The following is a 21,425-nucleotide window of genomic DNA, read 5'->3' as shown; positions in this document are numbered from 1 at the left end:
ACGTCGGCGGCGATTCCGGGCCCGGTGCCCACGAGAGGGAGCGGAGGAAACAGATCATGCCGGCTGGATCCGACAAGAAGCGTGAGCGGCAGTACGAGCACATCAAGGAGAGCCAGGAAGAGCGGGGCACTTCCGAGGGGCGGGCGAAGGAGATCGCGGCGCGGACCGTGAACAAGCAGCGTGCGCGGTCCGGCGAGTCGAAGACGGCGAGCAAGACCTCCACGCAGGACAAGAAGTCCGCCTATCAGCGCGGTGGTGAACGCTCCCACAAGGGGGCGCGGGGTCCCACGAAGGACCAGCTCTACGAAGAGGCCAAGAAGAAGAACATCGACGGGCGGTCCTCCATGAACAAGGACGAGCTCCGCAAGGCCGTCGGACGCTGACGCACATCAGCGCCCAGCACCCACCGCCCGCACACGGAGGAACACGACATGCCCGCAGGCGCACGCGGCGACGATGTGTACCAGCCGCAGGACGACGACGGCCGGAATCCGCCGAACGATGAGCTCGATCTGGAGAACACGCTCGGGGAACGGGATCTGGACGACCAGTTGGAAGAGGGCTACTCCCCTCCCGAACGCCCTCTGGGCGTGAACAAGTTCGGCACGACGGGAGCGGAGGAGCGGCGGGGTGAGTCGCTGGACCAGCGGCTCGCCCAGGAGGTCGAGGATGTGCGGCCGCCCGCCGGCGACGGCATCGGCGACCTGGCCGGGGGCGAGGGCGAGCCTCTGGAGGGGACCGGCCGTGAGCCGCGGGCGGGCCGGCTCAGCGCGGCGGACGACGCGACGGGGCGGGGCAACGATGTCCTCGCCGAGGACGTGGGCATCGACGGCGGTGCCGCGTCGGCCGAGGAAGCGGCCGTCCATGTCACGGACGAGGCGGACGCCCAGGGGCGCGAAGCCTGACGGCGAGGGGAGCGGGAGAGCATGGCGGGCGCGGCGATCTTCGATGTGGACGGCACACTCACCGATACCAACCACCTCCATGTGGTGGCCTGGTGGGAGGCTTTCCGGCAGTCCGGGCACACCGTGCCGATGCCGGACATCCACCGGGCCGTCGGTCTCGGCTCCGGTGATCTGATCGAGCGCCTGCTGGGCGCCGACCGGGACCGGGAGCAGGACGCGGCCATCAGTTCCGCGCACACGGTGCTCTACGCGACGTACTTCGACCGCCTGCCCGCCTTCCGGGGCGCGGGCGACCTGCTGCGCACGCTGGCCGACCGGGGGTGGCGGGTCGTCCTCGCCACCTCGGCCGACGGGGCGGAGCTCGCGGCACTGCGGCGCGCGGTGGACGCGGACGAGGCGATCCGGGCCACCGCCAGCTCGGACGACGTCGACCGGGGCAAGCCCTCCCCGGAGCCCGTGGAACTGGCCTGCCGGCTGGCCGACGTCGGTGCGGGGCAGGCGGTGTTCGTGGGCGACACGGTCTGGGACATGGAGGCGGCGTCCCGGGCGGGGGTGGCCGCGGTGGCCCTGTTGTCCGGTGGCATCCCGCGCGCCGACCTGGAGCGGGCGGGGGCGGAAGCCGTCTACCGGGACGTCGCCGATCTGCTCGACCACCTCGACGACAGCCCTTTCGGGCCGGGTCCCGGCGGCTGATACGGCCGGCAGCGGCGAGGGGGACCGCCCGGCACCGCCGACCGGTCCCCCATCTCGCCGGCACCGCATCCCGGTGACGACGACCGGCTGCTCGGCGCGGCTCGGCGCACCCGCTCAGCCGATCTTCCGTCCCGCCAGGGGCTCGGTGTCCTCCCCCGTGCCCGCGCGCACCCCGCGCAGGAAGGCGCTCAGCGCCCCCTCGGCCGTACGGGTGGGCTGCCAGCCCAGTACGTCGTGGGCCCGGCCGGAGTCCAGGAGGGGCAGCCGCAGTACGGCGTCGAACAGGTGCGGGGACGCGGGTACGGCATGCGTCCGCCAGGCGGCCGCGAGCGCGGTGCGCACCAGCGCCACGGGGACCCGTACGACGCGGGCGTCGAGCAGGTCCGCCAGCCTGCGGGCGTCGATCACCGGGTCCGCCGTCAGGTTGAACGGACCGCGTACGTCACCGAGTACGGCCAGCCGGTACGCCTCGGCCGCGTCCTCGGTGTGGAGCACCTGGAAGCGCAGCCCCGCGAGGTCGGGTACGAACGGCAGCAGGTCGGGCCGCAGGAGGGGGCCGGGGACGTACCGGCCGCCGAAGATGCGCCGCTGTTCGGGTGCGGACGTCTCCTTGAAGAGGAAGCCCGGCCGCATCCGGACCACGCGGATCTGCGGATGCCGTAGCTCGAAGGTGTCCAGGACGCGTTCCAGGTAAGCCTTCTCCCGGCAGTACGCCGCGTCCGGCCAGCCGTGCGTCGGCCATTGCTCGTCGACGCCGGGCTCCTTCTTGGGGCCCGGTGAGTAGGCGCCGACCGACGAGGCGTGCACCAGGGCGGGCACCCCGCTGCGCAGCACCGCGTCGAAGACCCGTCGGGAGCCCAGCACGTTGCTCTGCCAGGTCACGACCGGGTCGTGGGTGGGCTGGAAGCGCCACGCCAGGTGGACGAGGGCGTCGGCCCCGCGCAGCAGGCCGACGAGTCGGTCCTCGCTGTCGGAACGGGACAGGTCGACGGTGTCCCACGTCGCCTTCGCGATCTCCAGCGCGGGCCGCCTGCGGGCCAGCCCGAGAACGGAGCCGATGTCCGGGTCCGCGGCGAGCGCGCGCACCACGCTCGTCCCGACGTTCCCGGTGGCTCCCGTGACCACGACCCGTTTGCCGAGGTTGCCGCCGCTGTTCTCCATGCCGGGCTTCCTTCCTCCGTCGTCGGCCCGTCCGGCCTCGCCCCTGTCCGAAGACGAGCGGGGTCCCGGGCCTCGGGTCAGGGGATGAGCAAGGTCTTGATCATGCCGTCGGCCTTCTTCTGGAACGTCTCGTACGCCTTGGGCCCCTCTTCCAGGGGCAGGTGGTGGGTGGCGAACGAGTCCACGCCCAGCGGGTCCCCGTCGACCAGCAGCGGCAGCAGGTCGTCGACCCAGCGCTTCACGTTGGCCTGTCCCATGCGGAGCTGGATCTGCTTGTCGAACAGGGTGAGCAGCGGCATCGGGTCGGCGGAGCCGCCGTACACACCGGAGACGGAGATCGTGCCGCCCCTGCGCACCAGGTCGATCGCCGTGTGCAGCGCGGTGAGGCGGTCGATTCCCGCCGTCTCCATGAGGCGCTGTCCGACCGCGTCGGGCAGCAGGCCGACCGCCGTGTGCGCCGCCTTGGCCAGGGGCGCTCCGTGGGCCTCCATGCCGACGGCGTCGATCACCGCGTCGGTACCGCGCCCGTCCGTCAGGTCGCGGACGGCGTCCCCGAGGTCCTTGCCGTGGCGCCGCAGGTCGAGGCAGGTGGCGCCGTACGCGCTGACCCGGTCCAGGCGTTCGGGGACCAGGTCCACGCCGATGACCAGGCCGGCGCCCCGGTGGAGGGCGATCCTGGCGGCCATGGCGCCGATCGGGCCGAGGCCCAGGACGGTGACGCTGCCGCCGGGCGGGATGTCCGCGTACTCGACGGCCTGCCAGGCGGTGGGCAGGACGTCGGAGAGGTAGACGAACCGGTCGTCCGCCGGGCCGTGCGGGACCTTGATGGGCAAGGCGTTGCCGAAGGGGACCCGCAGATACTCGGCCTGCCCTCCGGGCACCTGTCCGTAGAGCTTGGTGTAACCGAACAGGGCCGCGCCGGTGCCGCGCTCGCGCACCTGGGTCGTCTCGCACTGGGAGTGCAGCCCCTGTCCGCACATGTGGCAGTGGCCGCAGGACACGTTGAAGGGGATGACGACCCGGTCCCCCGGGGCGACGGCGGTGACCTCCGGCCCGATCTCCTCCACCACGCCCATGGGCTCGTGCCCCAGGATGTCACCGGGGTCGAGATAGGGCCCGAGGATCTCGTAGAGGTGAAGGTCGGAACCACAGACGCCGGTGGACGTGATCTTGACGATGATGTCCGTCGGTTCCTGGATCCGCGGGTCCGGGACGGTCTCCACCCGGACGTCCCGCTTCCCCTGATAGGTCAAAGCGCGCACGATCCCGCTCCTTTCCGCTTCCGGTCGCGTTCGCGGCGGTCCCGGCCGTTCCCCGCCCGCCCGGTCCTTGCCGCTCCACGCGGCTCCACGCGCCGCTCCACGCGGCGAACGCCGGGTTCCCTCGGCGCGTCGAACGAAACGCGCGGTCGTCCCGCCGACCGGCGCCGTCCCGGACTTTTGGGAGAATGGGGCCATGGGAAACAGCGCTCTCATCGTCATCGACATGATCAACACCTACGATCACCCCGATGCCGAAAAGCTCGTCCCTTCCGTCCGCACGGCCCTTCCGCACATCACGCGCCTGATCGACCGTGCTCGCTCGGAGGACGTTCCCGTCATCTACGCGAACGACAACTTCGGAGAATGGCGGTCCCACCACGGAGAGATCATCGAAACGACTCTCGCGGGGAAGAACGCGGAACTGGTCGAGCCCCTGCTCCCGGACGACGCCTCGCTCTTCGTCGTCAAGGCCCGGCACTCCGTGTTCTACGAGACGCCGCTCGGCTTTCTGCTCTCCGAACTGAAGGCCGGCCACCTGGTGCTCTGCGGCCAGGTGACGGAGCAGTGCGTGCTGTATTCGGCGCTCGACGCGCATATCCGGCACCTGCGCGTCACCGTGGCCAGGGACGCCGTGGCGCACATCCACAGTGATCTCGCCGAGGCCGCGCTGCAGATGATGGAGCGCAACATGGGGGCCGCGGTCCTCGACACGGACGACGTGTCCTTCTGAGGTCCCGGCACCGGACGCCCTCACGCGTCCGGTGCCCTCTCCCTCGGCGCCTCCGGGGCGCCCGTCAGTGCGCCAGGGGCGTGCGCAGCACCGAACGGCCCTCGCGCCACGCCGCCAGCAGGTGGTCCCCCAGGAGGTCCTCCAGGTGCCCGGTCGCCTCGATGCCGAGGACGACATCGGCCGCGAGCGCGGGCTCGTCCTCCAGCAGGCCGCCGATCACCTCCCGGCGCACCACCTGCTCGTGGACGGCGTCGGCCACCACGTGCTCGTCGTAGAACCGCTGGGCGGCCGGGCCCGCGCCCGCACGGCGCAGGGCCTCGGCCAGCCGCCGCGAACCGGGGGACGAGGTGATCTCCACGGTGGCGAAGTGCCCGACCAGCGCGCCGCGCAGCCGCCGGTGGAGGCCGAAGAGCGACATCATGTTGACCGTGGCCAGGGCCTGGGCCGGCGCGGCGTCGAGGTAGTGCCCGTACCGTGTGTCGAGGCCGAGGTCGGCCATCAGGTCGGCGAAGAGCTGGGCGTGGACGTCCTCCGCCCGCCCCGCCCCGAATTCGTCGAACTCCACGGCGACCATCGCCGCCTTCGCCCGGCCGCGGAGCCTCGGCACCACCCACAGGTGCGGGTCGGCCTCCTTGAGGTGGTAGAGGGAGCGCACGGCGGCGTACTCGCGCAGCTGCCACAGCTCTCCCTCCCGCTGGAGGTGGTGGCTGACGCTGTGGCCGTCGTCCCCCACGGGTTCCAGCTGGAGCGCTTCGAGCGCTTCCGCCACGTCCTTCCCGCCCGAGCCCGCGTCGCGGCGCAGCGCCTCCAGGAAGACATCCTCGGCCGCCGCGCGTACGCCGAGCAGCGCCGGGTCCCATTCCAGGCTTTCGTCCACGCCCGCGAACCCCTGGTAGTGGAGTTCGTACAGGACGTACAGGAGCAGCTGCAGGTCGTCCCCGTACGGGTCGGCGCGGCGGACGGCACCGGCTTCGGGCAGGCGCGTTCCGCCGCCGGCCAGCACGGTGATGACGCTGCCGCTCAGGGGTCCGCGCGCCCGGGGAAGCCCGGCGGGTGCCGCGGGCCGCTCGCGGTGGGGGGTGGCCGGGGTCGTCACGGTCGGGATTCCTCCTCGCCCTTCCGGGGCTTTCGGCCGCCGGGGCGGTCCCCGGCGGGCTTGCGGCGGCGGTGGCTGGTGTCGCACCAGGGGTAGGCGCGGCTGCGGCGGCAGGTGCAGACCGCGACGACGAAGCGGTCGGAGCGGGTCGTCGTACCGTCGTCGTTCACGACCTCGACGGGCCCTTCCACCAGGATCGGGCCCTCCTTGTCCGTCACCACGCGTCGGGGCGTCTCATTCCTTCCGGGCACGGATCACCACCAGCTCTTCCCTGTCGTGATGGGCCCGCAGCAGGCCCCGTGCCCGCAGCCAGGCGGCCCGGCGTCGGGTGACCGGCCCGAAGGGGATCGTCACCCGGTCCGTCACGGAGACGTCCAGCCCCGCCGCGGACAGCCGGTCCACCGTCTGCTCGGGGCGGCTCAGCCCCGACTGGACCAGCAGGAGCAGACCCCCGGGGCGCAGGGCGGCGAAGGCGTCGTCACAGATGCGGTCGAGGATCACCCGCCCGTCGGGACCCGCGTCCCAGGAGCGTCCGGCCCCGTGTCGCGGCACCGAGGGGCTCGGAGCCGGAACGTAGGGAGGGTTGCTCACGACGGCGTCGAACGTACGGCCCGGTAGGGCCCGGAGCAGGTCTCCCCGGCGTACGGTGACGGGCAGCCGGGCGAGCACGGCGTTCAGCCGCGCGGTCGCCACGGCCCGGCGGCTGATGTCGACCGCGCTCACGCGGGCGCCGAGCCGGGCGGCGTGCAGGGCCAGCGCGCCGCTGCCGGTGCACAGGTCCAGCAGGTCGGTTCCCGGGCCGATCCCCTCGCGGCGCATGGCGAGGGCCAGCAGCAGGGTGTCGGTCTGCGGGCGGTACACGCCGGGGAGCCGCACCACGCGGCCCGGCCGCGTGGCCTCCCCCTCCAACCGCGCAGCCGCGCCGGACGCGTCCGGCGGGACCTGCCGCGTCAGCGGGCCGTTCTCTTCCTCGGGGACCCGGACCCCTCGCCCGGTCAACGGCCGGAGATCCCGTCGGACCGGTCCTGCCGCTCCTGTCGGCGCGCCTCCGCCTGGCGGAGGCGGCCCTCGGCCCGGCGGCCCGGGTCGTCGAGCACCTTGCCGTCCGATTCCCTGGCCAGCCCGCGGGCCTTCAGGATCTTGGCCCGCAAGAGCCTGCGTACGTCACGCATCGTGTCCTCCTGTGCGGTCAGCAGTAGTTCCACCGTCGAGCGGTTCATGTCTCCTCGTCCACGGCGCACAGCCCAGGGTCCGTCACCGGGGAGGTCCGGCTCTCGGTGGCTCGCGCCGCTGTAGGGGAGTGACCCCGAACGGCCCCGCTAAACGTGCGCGCCGCCCGCGCCCCACCCGGCGCGGCCGGGCACCGGACGTGGCGCGGGTCTGGGGCCTGCCCGACAAATGACCACCGAGCGGGGATCTGCGTGCTCGGGTCTGATTGCCTTGCCGTCCTGACAGCGGCCCGTGATTCTGGGCTGGTGCCGGGACAAGGGAAGAGAAGGCGGCGGCGAGACGCCGAGAGGCAGCGGCTTGCCGCTCGCACCGCGCCGGACGCGGGACAGTGGGAAGTGATCGTGGAGACTCGGGACGAAGCGGAGATGCGTACGCGGGTGCGCCTCCTTCGGGAGGCGGGAGTCGACGGGGCGATGATCCGGATCGACACGCTGTGCGGGCGTCGGACGTTCCCGACCGCATACCGGCTGAGCCGGTTCGTGACGGCCCCCGGGTGGGAGCCCGCGCACGAGCACTCTGATCGTTGATCGCGTGGCGAGTCGAGGTGAGTCGACGGATGTGACATGGGAGCGGACAGCACCTCCGCTGCCTGGTGCGCGGGCTGACCACCGAGGTTCGTCCCGCTTGCGACGGCCGGGACCTGCGCCTGGCCGTCGTCACGGCCGGCAGCGTCAACGACTCCACCGCCGTATGGGGTTGCACCTTCCGTAGCGGCATGTGGTCCGGTGGACTCACGTCCCGATCCCTTGAGGAGAGATCCCTGCTCATGCATTCGTCCTTCATGCCACCTCGCCGGGTCAAGATCGGTGACGCGGCGGCCTTCGCCGGCACCACGCCGCGGGCGATCCGTCATTACCACGAGATCGGCCTGCTCCCCGAGCCTGAGCGGGGCGGCGATGACCGCCGCCGCTACGGCTACGAAGACATGATCCGACTGCTGTGGATTCGCAAGATGACCGACGCCGGGATCGCCCTGGACGACATCCGTGACGCCTTTACCACCGGCACGGCTTCCGCCGGTGCGGACGGCGGAGACGGTATCGCGGGCATTTTGGAGCGGTTGGAGGAAACCCTCGCCGAGCAGGAAGCAGAAGTGCGGCGGCGGCGGACCGCCGTGCAGCGGATGCGCACCGAAGGCAGCCGGATGGGTCTGCTCTCCGGCTTCGTCACCGAACGCCTCAAGAGCCTGCCCGAGGGCTCCCTGCGTCAGGCGGACCTGGACGGCCTGCTGGTCACTGAGCGGATCTTCGGCCCGCTCGGCGCGGCCGTCCAGGCCACCCGCTTCGTCGCCCTGGCCACGCACCCCGCTCTGCGGGAGGACTCCGACCGCATCGATGACGCCGAGGAGGCACTCGATGACAGCGTCGCCGTCGATGATCCGCGCGTGGCCCAGGTGGCCGCCGAACGGCACGCCTTCGAAAGCGCCCTGCACGCCGTCATCGAGAAGTCCGGTCTCGGAAAGGACGACGATGCCCTCTTCGGCGCCTGGGACGCTTTGCACCCTGCTCCCGCCCAGGAGGGCGAGGACGAGGCCGACCTCAGCTCCGGCGGGCGGGAGACCGGCTCCATGAGCGTGTTCGAAGCCATCGGCAAGATGCCCTACGACTTCTCCCCAGCCCGCCTGCGCTGTATGGAACTGGCCGTAGAACTCTCCGCCCAAGACTCACCCGCTACCTGAACACGCCCTGGGAGCGGGACGGTTCTACGGGCCGGACGGCCTCGGTGGAGCCCGTGCGGGGCTCCCGGTGGATGGGCTCCGCGCCACCGGTCAGCGGCAGGCCGGTGCCGCCGCGCCGGGCCGCGACGATCTCCGCCGCGATGGACAGGGCCGTCTCCTCGGGCGTACGGGCTCCGAGGTCCAGGCCGATGGGCGAACGCAGGCGGTCCAGCTCCGGGTCGCTCAGACCGGCCTCGCGCAACCGCCGGGTCCGGTCCTCGTGGGTCCGGCGCGAGCCCATCGCGCCGACGAACGCGGCGGGCGTCCGCAGCGCCTCCACAAGCAGCGGCACGTCGAACCGGGCCTCGTGCGTCAGCACGCACAGCACCGTGCGCCCGTCGGTCGGGGTGCGCCGGAGATAGCGGTGGGGCCAGTCGACGACGACCTCGTCCGCCTCGGGGAACCGGGCCCGGGTGGCGAAGACGGGGCGGGCGTCGCAGACCGTCACGTGGTGGCCCAGGAACTTCCCGGCCCGTACCAGCGCAGCGGCGAAGTCGACCGCACCGAAGACGATCATGCGGGGCGGCGGCACGCTGCTCTCGACGAGCAGGGTGAGCCCGCCGGGGCAGCGCGTCCCGTCCTCGGAGAGGGCGACGGTGCCGGTCCGGCCGGCGTCCAGCAGGGCCGACGCCTCGGCCGCCGCCGTACGGTCCAGCTCACGGGGGCCTCCGAGCCCGCCCTCGTGGACACCGTCGGGGCGGACGAGCAGGGCCCGGCCCAGGAGTCCGTCCGGGCCGCGCACCACACGGGCGAGGGCCGCCCCCGCGCCGGAGACCGCGGCGGACAGCGCGGCCCTCAGCACCTCCCGCCCCGGCGAGTCCGCCCGGACCGGTGTGACCATGATGTCGATGACCCCGCCGCAGGTCAGCCCGACGGCGAAGGCGTCCTCGTCGCTGTAGCCGAACCGCGTCCGCACGGTCTCGCCGTCCTCGATGGCCCGCGCGCACAGTTCGTAGACCTCGCCCTCCACACAGCCGCCGGAGACCGACCCGATCACCGTGCCCTCGCTGTCGACGGCGAGGGCGGCGCCGGGCCCGCGCGGCGCGCTGCCGCCGACGGAGACGACGGTGCCGACGGCGAACTCCCGGCCCTCCGCCATCCACCGGTGCAGCTCGCCGGCGATGTCAAGCATCGGCCGCTCCCCCGGCGGAGTCCGCCGCGGTCGCCATGAGGATCCGGTCGGGGCGGATGGGCAGGTTCCGGTGGCGTACGCCGGTGGCGTGCCAGACCGCGTTGGCGACGGCCGCCGCCGCGCCCACGATGCCGATCTCGCCGACCCCCTTGATGCCGACCGGGTCGTCCGGGTCGTGGTCGTCCACCCAGTCGGCCTCGACGTCGGGGACGTCGGCGTGCGTGGCCACGTGGTAGCCGGCGAGGTCGGGGGCGTAGTGGCCGCCGCGGTTGCGGTCGCGGACGGCCTCCTCGTGCAGGGCCATGGAGATGCCCCAGGTCATCCCGCCGACGAGCTGGTTGCGGGCGGTGAGCGGATTGACGATCCGGCCCGCCGCGAAGATGCCCAGCATGCGGCGGACCCGGACCTCGCCGGTGGCGGCGTCCACGGCGACCTCGGCGAACTGGGCTCCGTAGGAGTGCCGTTCCTTCTGCGCGAGCGACCCGAGGGCCTCGGTGGTGTCGGACCGCACCGTGATCCCCTCCGCGGGAATGCTCGTGGTCACGGCGAGCCGCTCCCGCAGTTCGGCGGCGGCGGCCGTGACCGCCCAGGCCCAGGAGCGGGTGCCCATGGACCCACCGGCGATCATCGCGGGGCCGAAATCACTGTCGCCGATGCGGACCTTGACGTGTTCGGGCGTGGTCTCCAGCGCGTCGGCGGCGATCAGGGTGAGCGCCGTGCGGGCTCCGGTGCCGATGTCGGCGGCGGCGATCCGTACGGTGAAGGAGCCGTCCGCCTCCGCGGTGACCAGGGCCGTGGACGGGGCGGCCCCGGCCCCGAAGGAGGCCGCCGCCGTGCCGGTGCCCAGCAGCCAGCGTCCGTCGCGGCGGGTGCCGGGGCGCGGGTCGCGGTCCGCCCAGCCGAACCTGCGCGCGCCCTCGCGGAAGCAGGCCGCGAGGTTGCGGCTGCTGAACGGGAGCCCCGAGACGGGCCCGGCGTCCGGCTCGTTGCGCAGGCGCAGTTCGATCGGGTCGAGGCCGGCGCTCTCGGCGAGTTCGTCGAGGGCCGCCTCGATCGCGAACGAACCCGGGGCCTCCCCCGGTGCGCGCATCCAGGTCGGGGACGGTACGTCCAGCCGCACGACGTGGTTGGCGGTGCGGTGGGCGTCGGCGTCGTACATCACCCGGGCGACGCCCGCGCTGGGCTCGACGAACTCGTACACCGTCGACGTCTGGTTCAGCGAGTGGTGTTCCAGCGCCAGCAGCCGGCCGTCGGGGGCGGCGCCGAGCCTGATCCGCTGGATGGTGGGGCTGCGGTAGCCGCCCAGCGTGAACGTCTGGCGTCGCGTCAGCACCACGCGTACGGGGCGCTGAAGGGCGGTCGCGGCCATCACGGCGGACACCTGGTGGGCGCGCAGGCCCTTGCTGCCGAAGCCGCCGCCGATGTGCTCGGAGCGCACCCGGACCGAGGACGCGTCGAGCGAGAACATCGTGGCCAGCTCGCTCTGGACCCAGCCGGCGCCCTGGTTGGAGTCGACGACCTCCAGCCGGCCCTCGTCCCACCGGGCGGTCGCCGCGTGCGGCTCCATCATGCTGTGCTGTTCCTCGGGTGTGGTGTACCGCGCGTCCACCACGAAGGCCGACTCTGCCAGTCGCGCCTCCAGGTCGCCCTTCTCCGTCTCGGCCGGCATATGGCCGGCGGCGGGGTAGGCGCCGGGGTGTCCGGCGACGAGCGCGGTGTCGTGGGGCTCCTGGTCGTACGTCACCACGAGCGCTTCGGCGGCCTCCCTGGCCTCCTCGGGCGTCTCGGCGACGACCAGCGCGACCGGCCAGCCGGCGAACGGCACCTCCTCGCTCTGGAAGACGGCGCAGGTCGGGTCCGGCGGGACGCCGAGCAGTCCGATGTAGTCGGTGTTCAGGCGGGGTGCGTTGCCGTGGTGCAGCACGGCGAGCACGCCCGGCATCCCGAGGACCGGGGCGTCGTCCACCGAGCGGATCCGGCCGCGGGTGACCGTGGACAGCACCAGCCAGCCGTGGGCCAGGTCCGCGAACGGGATCTCGCCCGCGTAGCGGGCCGCGCCGGTGACCTTGTCGCGGCCCTCGACGCGCTGGTGGGCGACGCCGACGGCTCCTCGTACGGCCGGCGGTCCCGGCGTGGTGGTGGTCATCGGGGGTCCCTCCCGGCGAGTTCGGTGAGCACGGAGACCATGAGGTTGCGCATGAGGGGCACCTTGTATCCGTTGTCGGGCAGCGGCCTGGCGGCGGCGAGTTCGGCCTCCGCGGCGGCGGCGAAGGCGGCGCCGTCGGCCGGTTCGCCGGTCAGGACGGCTTCCGCCGCACGTGCGCGCCAGGGCCGGGAGGCGACGGCTCCGAGGGCGAGGCGGGCTTCGCGGACGTGGCCGTCCTCGATGCGGAGCGCGGCGGCGACGGAGCCGATGGCGAACGCGTACGAGGCGCGTTCGCGCACCTTGCGGTAGGCGGAGCGGGCCGCGACGGGCGCGGCGGGCAGACTGACGTGGGTGATCAGCGCCCCGGGCGGCAGGGCGGTCTCCCGGTGCGGGGTGTCGCCGACGGGGAGGTAGAAGTCGGTGATCGGGCTCTCGCCGGGCCCCTCGGCGCTCTCGTAGGAGATCACGGCGTCGAGCGCCGTCAGGGCCACGCCCATGTCGGACGGGTGCACGGCAACGCAGTGGCCCGATGCGCCGAGGACGGCGTGGTTGTGGTGCTCACCGGCGACGGCGGGGCAGCCGCTGCCCGGAGTCCGCTTGTTGCAGGGCCCCGAGACGTCGGTGAAGTAGCCGCAGCGGGTGCGCTGGAGGAGGTTGCCGCCGACGGTGGCCATGTTGCGCAGCTGGCCGGAGGCTCCGGCCAGCACGGCCTGGGCCAGCGCCGGGTACCGGCGGCGGATCTCGGGATGGGCGGCGAGGTCGCTGTTGGTGACGGTGGCCCCGACGCGCAGGCCGCCGTCCGCCGTGGGTTCGACGCGGTCCAGCGGGAGTTCTCGGACGTCGACGAGCCGGGCGGGGCGCTCCACGCCGGCCTTCATCAGGTCGACGAGGTTGGTCCCGCCGCCGAGGAACCGCGCGTCCGGGTCGTCCGCGAGGAGGGCGAGGGCGCCGGTGACGTCGTGGGCGCGCTGATAACCGAACTCCCTCATGCGGCGGACTCCTTCGCGGCTGCCGTACGGTTCTCGGCGTGGGACCCGGCGGCGCGGGCGACGGCCTGGACTATCGAGACGTAGGCGCCGCAGCGGCACAGGTTGCCGCTCATCCGTTCACGGATCTCGTCGGGTGTCAGGGGTGGCGGCCCGGCCCCGGGTTCCGTGTCGTCGGTGACGGCGCTCTGCCAGCCGGCCGCGTGTTCCTCGATGACGGCGATGGCCGAACAGATCTGGCCGGGCGTGCAGTAGCCGCACTGGTAGCCGTCGAGGTCGAGGAAAGCCTGCTGGACGGGGTGCAGGTCATCACCGTCGGCCACGCCTTCGATGGTGGTGACCTCGCGTCCCTCGGCCGCGACCGCGAGGCTGAGGCAGGAGACGACGCGTCGTCGGTCGACCAGGACGGTGCAGGCGCCGCACTGCCCTTGGTCGCAGCCCTTCTTGGTGCCGGTGAGGTCGAGGCGCTCGCGCAGGGCGTCGAGCAGGGTGGTGCGGTGGTCGATGGGCAGGTGGTGCTTCTCGCCGTTGACGTTCAGGGTGATCGCACTGGACGTCGACGCGGTCGCTGGTGCCATGGTCAGCCTTCTTCGGGGTCTCGTGGCGAGGAACCGGGTCGCCGGTGGCGACCGCGCCCACGGTCGGCACTAAGGTGGCCCTAACCGGACGGTTGTCCGCTCACGGGAAAAAACGTAACGGACAGCTGTCCGGTTAACAAGGACGGGTTTCGGCCACGAACCCCGCGAGGAGGATCCGTGTCCCAGCCGAAGAAGGACGCCCCCCTGCGTTCGGACGCGCAGCGCAACCGCGAGCGCATCCTGCGGGTCGCCATGGCCGAACTGACGCTGCGCGCGGACGCGCCCCTGAGCGTGATCGCCAGGAAGGCCGGGGTCGGGCAGGGCACGTTCTACCGCAACTTCCCGCACCGGGAGGCGCTCGTCCTGGAGGTCTACCGCTACGAGATGCAGCAGGTCTCCGACGCGGCGTGCGCGTTGCTGGAGACCCGGCCGCCGGAGCGGGCGCTGCGCGAGTGGATGGACCGCCTGGCGCGGTTCGCCCTGACCAAGGCCGGTCTGGCGGACGCGATCCGACTGGTCGTCAGCGCACCGGGCGGGCCGGCGAAGCCCGGCCCCGCCCCCGTCATGGAGGCGGCCGGCACCCTGCTCCGCGCCTGCGAGGACGCCGGAGCCATCCGTCCCGGCGTCACGCCGGACGACTTCTTCCTCGCCATCGCCGGCCTCTGGCAGATCGATCCGCACGAGGAGTGGGAGGCGAGGGCCGGCCGACTCCTGGACTTCGTCATGGACGGCCTGCGCGCGGGAGCTCCCGGCCGGTGACAGGACCACCCGCACTCCGGTGGCGCGGGAGGTCCGTGTCCGGTGTCGGTGGGCCGTGTGATGATGCCCGTACAGCGCTCGGGCCTGGGGAGGGGCCGGGCACCAACGCATGAGACGGGAGCGGCGGGTTGAGCCAGGGCGGGGCGTCCATACCGGACGAGGAGTGGGAGCGCTTCCTCAGGGAGGCGGAGGCCGGAAGCCCGGGTGCGCCCCAGGAGCCGTCGGCGCGGGCCAGGATGGTGACGCGGCGGCTCCGGGAGGAGCCGGGCCCGCCGCAGGGCTGGCGGACGTACACACCGGCCCCGCGACGGCGCGGCAGGGGCTGGTACGCGCTCGGCCTGGCGGCCGCGGTCTGCCTGCTGGTCGTGGCCGTCGGCGCCGGGCCGATCGCCGACTGGTTCGACGGCGGCGACAGGGCGGACACCGCCCCGCTCGCCGCGGAGTCGGAGCGTCCGGTCCGGCCGCCCGCGCGGGAGGCGGCGGACCGGCCCCCCACCCCGGAGCAGCCGTTCAGCGGATCGCCGGCCGCACGCTGGAGTGAAGGGACGGCAGGCATCCACCTGCCCGCGGCGCGGGCGACCGGCTGGATGAGCAAGGCCGAGGTCGCCCAGGCGCTCGCGAGGTCCCGGGACTTCCTCGCCGCCTCCAGCCTCGACCCCGCCGTACTGCGCGGCGAGCGGCCGAGCGAGGCCATCGCCCTCATCAACCCGCACCAGTCGGATGTGCGGGACTTCCTCGAGAAGGCGTTCCGTTCGCCCGATCGCGAGAACGACCCCCTTCTCCTGTTCAGCCGCTTCCGGCCCACCGACGTGCGGCCTGCCGGGGACGTGGTCAAGACACGCGGCCGGATCACCTTCCGGGAGGGCGAGCGCGGTGCGGTGGAGGTGTCCACCGATGTCACCTACGTCTACCCGGTGGTGCGCGCAGCGGGGGGCGGCGACGAGGTGGCGCGCACCATCGTGCGCCGTGAGGTGGTGATGAGCTGGGACGATCCGGCGAAGATCGTGACCGAGCCGGGGACGTTCTCCCTCGTCTCCTACAAGGTGGACACGGCCAACGGCGGCTGCGACACCTACACCGGCTACCTCACCCCGGAGTTCCTCGCCGAGCGCTCCGACGCGGGCGACGGCCCCGCGGTCGATCCGTACGACCGGAGCACGTCGATGGCGGAGCGGATGCGGGAAGCCCGCGACGCCGGCTGCGGGACCGCCACCCGCACCTGAGGAGTGCCGCCCCGGGGCAGCGGACGTCGCCACTTCCGTGAGCGCCGTGCCGCCACCAGCCGCCCCGGGAGGCAAGGGTCCGGAGGCCGGCGCTCTCGCACCGGGTCGAGTGGGCGCCTGGCCCCACTCGATCGGGCGTGTGCCGTCGCCGCCCGCCCGCGTCGGCGCACCCGGCGGCCCGGCCCGCCGGCGGTCCGTCCGACCCTCTGTGCCCCGGGCCCGGGCACCGGGCGGTATCCGGGAGTCCCGCGCGCCTCACCCTCGTACGCATCATCCCGATATGCCCGATTCCGTGAAACGTCTTAGCCTGCTGACACTGCTCGGATAGTCGACAGCCGGCACCGTCGGCGGAGGGCGAGCTTCCATGGCTGAGCTACGCAGAAGGTCCGGACTGGCCGGCGAGTTGGCAGCCGAGTTCGCGGGCACGATGATCCTCATCCTCTTCGGGTGCGGTGTCGTGGCCCAGGTGGCGGCGGGCGGAGCACTGACGGATCCCGCCGGCGGACTCGGGGACCACGACAGCATCGCCTGGGCGTGGGGACTGGGCGTCACGCTGGGCGTCTATGTGGCGGCGCGGCTGAGCGGGGCCCATATCAACCCCGCGGTGACACTCGCGCTGGCGGCGTTCAAGGGTTTCCCGTGGCACAAGGTGGCCCCCTACGCGCTGGCTCAGACGGCCGGCGCGTTCGTGGCCGCGCTCCTCGTCCGCTGGAACTACAGCGAGGCGCTGGCGAAGGCGGACCCCGGGCACACCATCAAGACGCAGTCGGTGTTCTCCACCCTGCCCGCCAACGGCAATCCGGCGCTGCCGGTCCACGAATGGGGCGCGTTCCGCGACCAGATCATCGGCACGGCCATCCTGATGCTGCTGATCATGGCCGTCACGGACATGCTGAACACTCCGCCCGGGTCGAACATGGGCCCGTTCATCATCGGCCTGATCGTGGTCGCGATCGGTATGGCCTGGGGCACCAACGCGGGCTACGCCATCAACCCGGCCCGCGACTTCGGCCCCCGGCTGGCGAGCTTCCTGACCGGCTACGGCGGTGCGTGGCGGGACCAGTACGGAAATCTCTACTTCTGGGTGCCCATCCTCGGCCCGCTGGTCGGCGCCCTGCTGGGCGCGGGTTTCTACAAGGCGTTCGTCGGACGGTTCCTGCCGGCCGCGGCACCCGAACCGCCGGGGCGCGTCCCGGCGCCCGAGGACTGACCACAGCGGCCGGAGAGGTGACACATCATGGCGGACTTCATCGGTGCGGTGGACCAGGGGACCACGAGCACCCGATTCATGATCTTCGATCACGGCGGCAACGAGGTCGCCAAGCACCAGCTGGAGCACGCCCAGATCCTGCCCCGCTCCGGCTGGGTGGAGCACGATCCGGTCGAGATCTGGGAACGCACCAACTCGGTCATGCAGAACGCCCTGCGGTACGGCGGCCTGTCCCCCAGCGACCTGGCGGCCATCGGGATCACCAACCAGCGCGAGACCACGGTGGTCTGGGACCCGCGCAGCGGACGGCCCTACTACAACGCCATCGTGTGGCAGGACACCCGTACCGACGCCATCGCGGCGAAGCTCGAACGCTCGGGGCGGGGAGAGGTCATCCGCCGCAAGGCCGGACTGCCGCCGGCGACGTACTTCTCCGGCGGCAAGATCCAGTGGATCCTGGAGAACGTCGACGGCGTACGGGAGGCGGCTCAGGCCGGTCACGCGATCTTCGGCAACACGGACGCCTGGGTCCTGTGGAACCTGACCGGCGGGCCGGACGGCGGCATCCACGCCACCGACGTGACCAACGCCAGCCGCACGATGCTGATGAACCTGGAGACCCTCGACTGGGACGAGGAACTTCTGGGCTTCTTCGGGATCCCCCGGGCGATGCTTCCCGAGATCAACCCCTCGTCGCACCCGGACGCCTACGGCCGCACCCGCACGTCGCGGCCGCTGCGTGCCGCCATTCCCATCGGGGGTGTGCTCGGCGACCAGCAGGCGGCCACCGTCGGTCAGGTCTGCTTCGCCCCGGGCGAGGCCAAGAACACCTACGGGACCGGCAACTTCCTGGTGCTCAACACCGGCACCGACCTGGTCCGCTCGGACCACGGCCTTCTCACCACGGTGGCCTACCAGTTCGGCGACAGCCCGGTGGTCTACGCGCTTGAGGGGTCCATCGCCGTCACCGGATCCGCAGTGCAGTGGCTGCGCGACCAGATGAAGATCATCAAGTCGGCGCCCGAGAGCGAGGAGCTGGCCCGGAGCGTCGAGGACAACGGCGGGATGTACTTCGTCCCCGCGTTCTCCGGCCTGTTCGCGCCGTACTGGCGTTCCGACGCCCGGGGCGCGATCGTCGGTCTGGCCCGGTACAACGACAACGCCCACCTGGCACGGGCCACGCTGGAGTCCATCTGCTACCAGAGCCGTGATGTGGTCGAGGCCATGGAGCAGGACTCCGGGGTCCATCTCGACGTCCTCAAGGTCGACGGCGGTGTCACCGCCAACGACCTGTGCATGCAGATCCAGTCCGACGTCCTCGGCGTGGAGGTCAGCCGTCCCGTCGTGGCCGAGACGACCGCTCTCGGGGCCGCCTACGCGGCGGGCCTCGCCACCGGCTTCTGGCAGAACACCGACGAACTGCGCTCCCAGTGGCACGAGTCGAAGCGCTGGTCGCCCCAGTGGTCCGAGGAGCGGCGCGCGGAGGGCTACGCCGGCTGGAAGAAGGCCGTGGAGCGCACCCTCGACTGGGTGCAGGTCCCCTGACCTCCCGCGCGCACGCCTCGCATAGGTTGGCCGTCCCACCCGACGCGCCACGACGAGGACCGGCCGATGCCCAGCAGCACCAGAATCCGCCTGATAGAGCCCGCCGACGCCGCCCCGATCGCCGCGCACCGGGTGCGGGACGCCGATGCCTTCCGGCCGTGGGAACCGGCCCAGCCGGCCGACTACTTCACCCCCGAGGGCCAGGCGGTACGGATCGAGGGCCTGTTGGCGGGGCACCGGGCCGGGGCCGTCTGGCCGGGCGTGGTGCTGGCAGGTGACCAGGTGATCGGACAGGTCACCGTCCAGGGCGTCCTGCCCCAGCCGCACCTGCGCCGCGGCTCCGTCGGCTACTGGATCGCCTCCGTCGCCCAGAATCAGGGCCACGCCACCGCCGCGGTCGGGCTCGCCCTCCGGGTGATGACGGACGAACTCGGCCTGCACCGGGCGGAGGCGTCCACCAACCTGGAGAACCTGCCGTCGCAACGGGTGCTGCGCCGCAACGGGTTCACCCCGTACGGTGTCGCGCACTCCGCGATCCTCCTCGACGGGAGCTGGCGCGACGGGCTGCTGTGGGAACGCATCCTCGCCGACTGAGCAGGTCACGGGAGAACGGCCCCGCCGAGTCGCACGACCGTGCCGGCCGGCAGGCGGCCCAGTCCTCGGGCGGCCTGCCGAAGAAGCCCGGAGGCCACGGTCCCGGGCGGACCCGGCACCCCCGCGGCGCTCCCGGGGTCAGCCCGCCTTCGGCGGCCTCTGCGCGTCGAAGGCGAAGAGGGTGTTCGTCGCCGCGGCCACGAACACCGCGCGCCCGGCGACGGTCACGCGCGGGCTCGCGCCCTGCTCGCCCGTCAGACCGTCGGCCCGGGGATCCGTGCTCCACAGCGGTGCGCCGTCGCGCGGCGACAGCGCGACCACCCGGCCGGTGGCCGAGCTGAAGTACAAGGCGCCGGCTCCCGCCGCGGGACCCGACGCACCCTCCACACCCGTCTGGCGCGACCACTTCTTCTGGCCGGTCGCGGCGGCGAACGCGGTGATGAGTCCGGTCTGCCCGCTCACGTAGACGGTGCCGTCCGCCATGCCGGGCGTTCCCGCGTACACCTGGCCGAGTCGGGAGTACGTGACCTTCCGCGAAGCCGGGTCGACCCGCGCCACCCCGTCGTACCCGGTCGTCGAGGGACCCTCGACGTGCTGCGAGAGGAGCACGAGCGCGCCGTCGGCGGAGCCCACGGGGACGACGGGGCCGTTGACCGCGATGGGCTCGCCCAGCGCCCCGGAGGCGAGGGCGAGCGTGTGCAGGACGGGGTGGCGCACGTACGAGGCGTCCATCTCCGCGTGCGCCGCGCACATGGCGAGGAGCCGGTGGCCCACCGGGACGGGAGCGCACCGCGTGCCCGCGGGGAACGCCGCCGTCCAGGCGACCTCACCGCTGCGGGCGTCGCGGGCCTCGAAGCGCGAGTTGGCGGCGTCGACGGTCACCACGGTGGAACCGGACACGACGGCGTCCAGGGACCGGCCCGTCACAGCCGTCGACTGGGCTCCGGTCGGCACGGACCACAGCTCCCGGCCGCTCTTCGCGTCAAGGGCGACCACCTCGGTGGCAGGGTCCTGCGGGGCGTCCTCGGCGGCGAAGCGGTATCCGAGGACCGTGTCGTCGGTGGCGCCCACCAGGTGCATGCCCTGGACGGGGACGCCCGGGCTCTTCGCGGTCCACACCCGCGCCCCGTCCCGGGCCCTGACGCGGGTGGCGACGACACCGCCGCCCCCGCAGAAGAGCGCGTCGTCCCGGGCGACGCACCGCAGTTCGTCGGGGATGTCCTCGCGACCGCCGCGCACGGTCCTGTGCCACGGCTCGAAGTCCTTCACAAGCGTGCCGCCCGGCGCCGCGGCGCGCTGGGCGGTGCCTTCGCCGCCGCGGCCCGCGCCGCCGCTGCCACTGCCCGCCGGGTCGCCCGTGGTCAGCGCGGCGGCTCCCCCGCCGATCGCCGCCACCGCGACCGCCGCCATGAGCACGGGCCGCCAACGGCGACGCAGCCGACCGCCGGCAGCGGTGCCGGTGCCCGCCGAGCCGGGACCGGCCGGGGCGGCCCCCGCCGGGACGTGGTGCTGGGTGACCATGTCGCGGGTGCGGCCCGCCCCCGGCCCGCCGGTGTCGGTCCCGCCGAGTTCGGCCGGCAGGTCCCGCAGCAGCACGAGGAGTTCGTCCGCCGAGGGGCGCCCCTCGGGCTCCTTGTCAAGACACGGCTCTACGACCGCCCGCAGAGCCGCCGGAACGGCGTCCAACGACGGCTCCTCGTGCACCACCTGGTAGGCCGTCAAGTAGGGGCTGTCGGCGTCGAAGGGTCCGCGGCCGGTCGCCGCGTACACCAGGAGCGTCCCCAGCGAGAACACATCGGACCGCGGCCCCACGCCACGCGGCGCCCGCAGCTGCTCGGGCGACATGAAGGGCGGCGTACCGATGACGCGCCCGGTCATCGTCAGTGTCTGCTGGTCCACGGCGCGCGAGATGCCGAAATCGATGACGCGTGGGCCCTCGGGCGAGAGCACGACGTTCGAGGGCTTCAGATCGCGGTGGACGACTCCCACCCGGTGGATGTCGCGCAGCGCCTCCGCGAGCCCGATGGCGAGCCTCCGCAGCTCCGCCCCGCCCAGCGGCCCCTCCTCGGCGATGCGCTGCGCGAGCGTGGACCCTTCGATGTAGGTCGTCGCCATCCACGGCTGTTCGGCTTCGGGTGCGGCGTCGACCACGGCCGCGGTGAACGCTCCGCTCACCCGCCTGGCGGCCGCCACCTCCTGCCGGAAGCGGATGCGGAATTCCTCGTCCCCCGCGAAATGCTGATGGATCAGCTTGATCGCGACGGGCCGCCCCGAACTCGTACGGGCCAGGAAGACCGTGCCCATGCCGCCCGAACCTAGCCGTCCCTCCAGCGGGTAACCGCCGATCTCGGCTGGATCACCTCCGCGCAGCGACACTCTCCCCGACCTCCTGTCTCCCGTGCGTCTCCGCCGCCACGGGCCTGCCCATCCGTCTCATGCGTCCGCACACAAACTATCC

General features: G+C 72.9%; 21 protein-coding genes. 10 read left to right on the top strand and 11 right to left on the bottom strand.

Translation table 11 applies throughout. From position 1 onward, the window contains the following. Nucleotides 1-56: 56 nt before the first annotated feature. Genes ACIQMU_RS28105 through ACIQMU_RS28095 form a run of 3 tightly spaced genes read left to right on the top strand, consistent with a single transcriptional unit; the run spans nt 57 to nt 1,598 of the window. Nucleotides 57-383: a plasmid stabilization protein gene (locus ACIQMU_RS28105; RefSeq protein WP_356732240.1), complete on the top strand. Its 327-nt coding sequence runs from the start codon at nt 57-59 to the stop codon at nt 381-383. A 48-nt stretch (nt 384-431) separates the two neighbouring features. Next, complete coding sequence (locus tag ACIQMU_RS28100) at nt 432-905, top strand: DUF5709 domain-containing protein (protein ID WP_352243347.1); 474 nt, start codon at nt 432-434, stop codon at nt 903-905. A gap of 21 nt (nt 906-926) precedes the next feature. Then, nucleotides 927-1,598 (top strand): HAD family hydrolase, encoded by a 672-nt coding sequence (locus tag ACIQMU_RS28095; RefSeq protein ID WP_356732239.1) that lies wholly within the window; start codon nt 927-929, stop codon nt 1,596-1,598. Between the two features lie 114 nt (nt 1,599-1,712). Here ACIQMU_RS28095 and ACIQMU_RS28090 read toward each other — a convergent pair whose 3' ends face one another. Both ACIQMU_RS28090 and ACIQMU_RS28085 read right to left on the bottom strand, forming a co-directional pair. Beyond that, the gene (locus ACIQMU_RS28090) at nt 1,713-2,759 is read right to left on the bottom strand and encodes an NAD-dependent epimerase/dehydratase family protein (RefSeq protein ID WP_402689965.1); all 1,047 of its coding nucleotides are present in this window, start codon (nt 2,757-2,759) and stop codon (nt 1,713-1,715) included. 77 nt (nt 2,760-2,836) lie between these two features. Next, on the bottom strand, nt 2,837-4,021 hold the full coding sequence (locus tag ACIQMU_RS28085; RefSeq protein ID WP_352243344.1) for a zinc-dependent alcohol dehydrogenase: 1,185 nt from the start codon (nt 4,019-4,021) through the stop codon (nt 2,837-2,839). Nucleotides 4,022-4,214: 193 nt separating this feature from the next. Between ACIQMU_RS28085 and ACIQMU_RS28080 the strand changes: the two genes are divergently transcribed. Beyond that, a complete protein-coding gene (locus ACIQMU_RS28080) occupies nt 4,215-4,751 on the top strand; it encodes an isochorismatase family cysteine hydrolase (protein WP_352243342.1) in 537 nt (178 codons plus the stop codon). 64 nt (nt 4,752-4,815) lie between these two features. On the opposite strand, the gene ACIQMU_RS28075 is transcribed toward ACIQMU_RS28080, so the two are convergent. From ACIQMU_RS28075 to ACIQMU_RS28060, 4 genes are all read right to left on the bottom strand, one after another. Further along, nucleotides 4,816-5,847 (bottom strand): iron-containing redox enzyme family protein, encoded by a 1,032-nt coding sequence (locus ACIQMU_RS28075; protein ID WP_402689964.1) that lies wholly within the window; start codon nt 5,845-5,847, stop codon nt 4,816-4,818. After that, on the bottom strand, nt 5,844-6,068 hold the full coding sequence (locus tag ACIQMU_RS28070; RefSeq protein WP_402689963.1) for a CDGSH iron-sulfur domain-containing protein: 225 nt from the start codon (nt 6,066-6,068) through the stop codon (nt 5,844-5,846). Before ACIQMU_RS28070 ends, ACIQMU_RS28075 begins: the two co-directional genes overlap by 4 nt. Nucleotides 6,069-6,081: 13 nt before the next feature. Then, nucleotides 6,082-6,723 carry a HemK2/MTQ2 family protein methyltransferase gene (locus tag ACIQMU_RS28065; RefSeq protein ID WP_352243389.1) on the bottom strand — a complete coding sequence of 214 codons (642 nt, stop codon included), beginning with the start codon at nt 6,721-6,723 and terminating at the stop codon, nt 6,082-6,084. 119 nt (nt 6,724-6,842) lie between these two features. Continuing rightward, nucleotides 6,843-7,067, bottom strand: coding sequence for a CsbD family protein (locus ACIQMU_RS28060; protein WP_352243339.1), 225 nt, complete (start codon nt 7,065-7,067; stop codon nt 6,843-6,845). Between the two features lie 776 nt (nt 7,068-7,843). On the opposite strand from ACIQMU_RS28060, the gene ACIQMU_RS28055 reads away from it, so the two are divergent. Next, nucleotides 7,844-8,755 (top strand): MerR family transcriptional regulator, encoded by a 912-nt coding sequence (locus tag ACIQMU_RS28055; protein WP_352243338.1) that lies wholly within the window; start codon nt 7,844-7,846, stop codon nt 8,753-8,755. Here the strand turns inward: ACIQMU_RS28055 and ACIQMU_RS28050 are convergent. The 4 genes from ACIQMU_RS28050 to ACIQMU_RS28035 are packed head-to-tail and all read right to left on the bottom strand — an operon-like array spanning nt 8,748 to nt 13,636. Next, entirely contained in the window at nt 8,748-9,926 is a 1,179-nt protein-coding gene (locus tag ACIQMU_RS28050) for an XdhC family protein (protein ID WP_402689962.1), read from the bottom strand. The genes ACIQMU_RS28055 and ACIQMU_RS28050 overlap by 8 nt on opposite strands. Next, nucleotides 9,919-12,072, bottom strand: coding sequence for a xanthine dehydrogenase family protein molybdopterin-binding subunit (locus ACIQMU_RS28045; RefSeq protein ID WP_352243336.1), 2,154 nt, complete (start codon nt 12,070-12,072; stop codon nt 9,919-9,921). Before ACIQMU_RS28045 ends, ACIQMU_RS28050 begins: the two co-directional genes overlap by 8 nt. After that, the gene (locus ACIQMU_RS28040; RefSeq protein ID WP_352243335.1) at nt 12,069-13,061 is read right to left on the bottom strand and encodes a xanthine dehydrogenase family protein subunit M; all 993 of its coding nucleotides are present in this window, start codon (nt 13,059-13,061) and stop codon (nt 12,069-12,071) included. The genes ACIQMU_RS28045 and ACIQMU_RS28040 overlap by 4 nt, the downstream gene beginning before the upstream one ends. Continuing rightward, nucleotides 13,058-13,636 (bottom strand): 2Fe-2S iron-sulfur cluster-binding protein, encoded by a 579-nt coding sequence (locus ACIQMU_RS28035; protein ID WP_352243334.1) that lies wholly within the window; start codon nt 13,634-13,636, stop codon nt 13,058-13,060. Before ACIQMU_RS28035 ends, ACIQMU_RS28040 begins: the two co-directional genes overlap by 4 nt. A 177-nt stretch (nt 13,637-13,813) precedes the next feature. Between ACIQMU_RS28035 and ACIQMU_RS28030 the strand changes: the two genes are divergently transcribed. The 5 genes from ACIQMU_RS28030 (at nt 13,814) to ACIQMU_RS28010 (ending at nt 18,967) form a co-directional block, all read left to right on the top strand. Then, on the top strand, nt 13,814-14,395 hold the full coding sequence (locus tag ACIQMU_RS28030; protein WP_352243333.1) for a TetR/AcrR family transcriptional regulator: 582 nt from the start codon (nt 13,814-13,816) through the stop codon (nt 14,393-14,395). Between the two features lie 128 nt (nt 14,396-14,523). Continuing rightward, nucleotides 14,524-15,618 (top strand): hypothetical protein, encoded by a 1,095-nt coding sequence (locus ACIQMU_RS28025; protein WP_352243332.1) that lies wholly within the window; start codon nt 14,524-14,526, stop codon nt 15,616-15,618. Nucleotides 15,619-15,982: 364 nt separating this feature from the next. Beyond that, nucleotides 15,983-16,828, top strand: a complete 846-nt coding sequence (locus ACIQMU_RS28020) for an MIP/aquaporin family protein (protein ID WP_352243331.1) — start codon at nt 15,983-15,985, stop codon at nt 16,826-16,828. Between the two features lie 27 nt (nt 16,829-16,855). Further along, on the top strand, nt 16,856-18,373 hold the full coding sequence (glpK, locus tag ACIQMU_RS28015) for a glycerol kinase GlpK (protein WP_402689961.1): 1,518 nt from the start codon (nt 16,856-16,858) through the stop codon (nt 18,371-18,373). 66 nt (nt 18,374-18,439) lie between these two features. Beyond that, nucleotides 18,440-18,967, top strand: a complete 528-nt coding sequence (locus ACIQMU_RS28010; RefSeq protein ID WP_402689960.1) for a GNAT family N-acetyltransferase — start codon at nt 18,440-18,442, stop codon at nt 18,965-18,967. 138 nt (nt 18,968-19,105) lie between these two features. Here ACIQMU_RS28010 and ACIQMU_RS28005 read toward each other — a convergent pair whose 3' ends face one another. Beyond that, entirely contained in the window at nt 19,106-21,343 is a 2,238-nt protein-coding gene (locus ACIQMU_RS28005; protein WP_402689959.1) for a protein kinase, read from the bottom strand. Nucleotides 21,344-21,425: the final 82 nt, after the last annotated feature.

Origin of the sequence: Streptomyces sp. NPDC091649, from assembly GCF_044756785.1 — a bacterium.
Lineage (GTDB): Bacteria > Actinomycetota > Actinomycetes > Streptomycetales > Streptomycetaceae > Streptomyces.
This window is presented reverse-complemented; position numbering and strand designations above follow the sequence as displayed.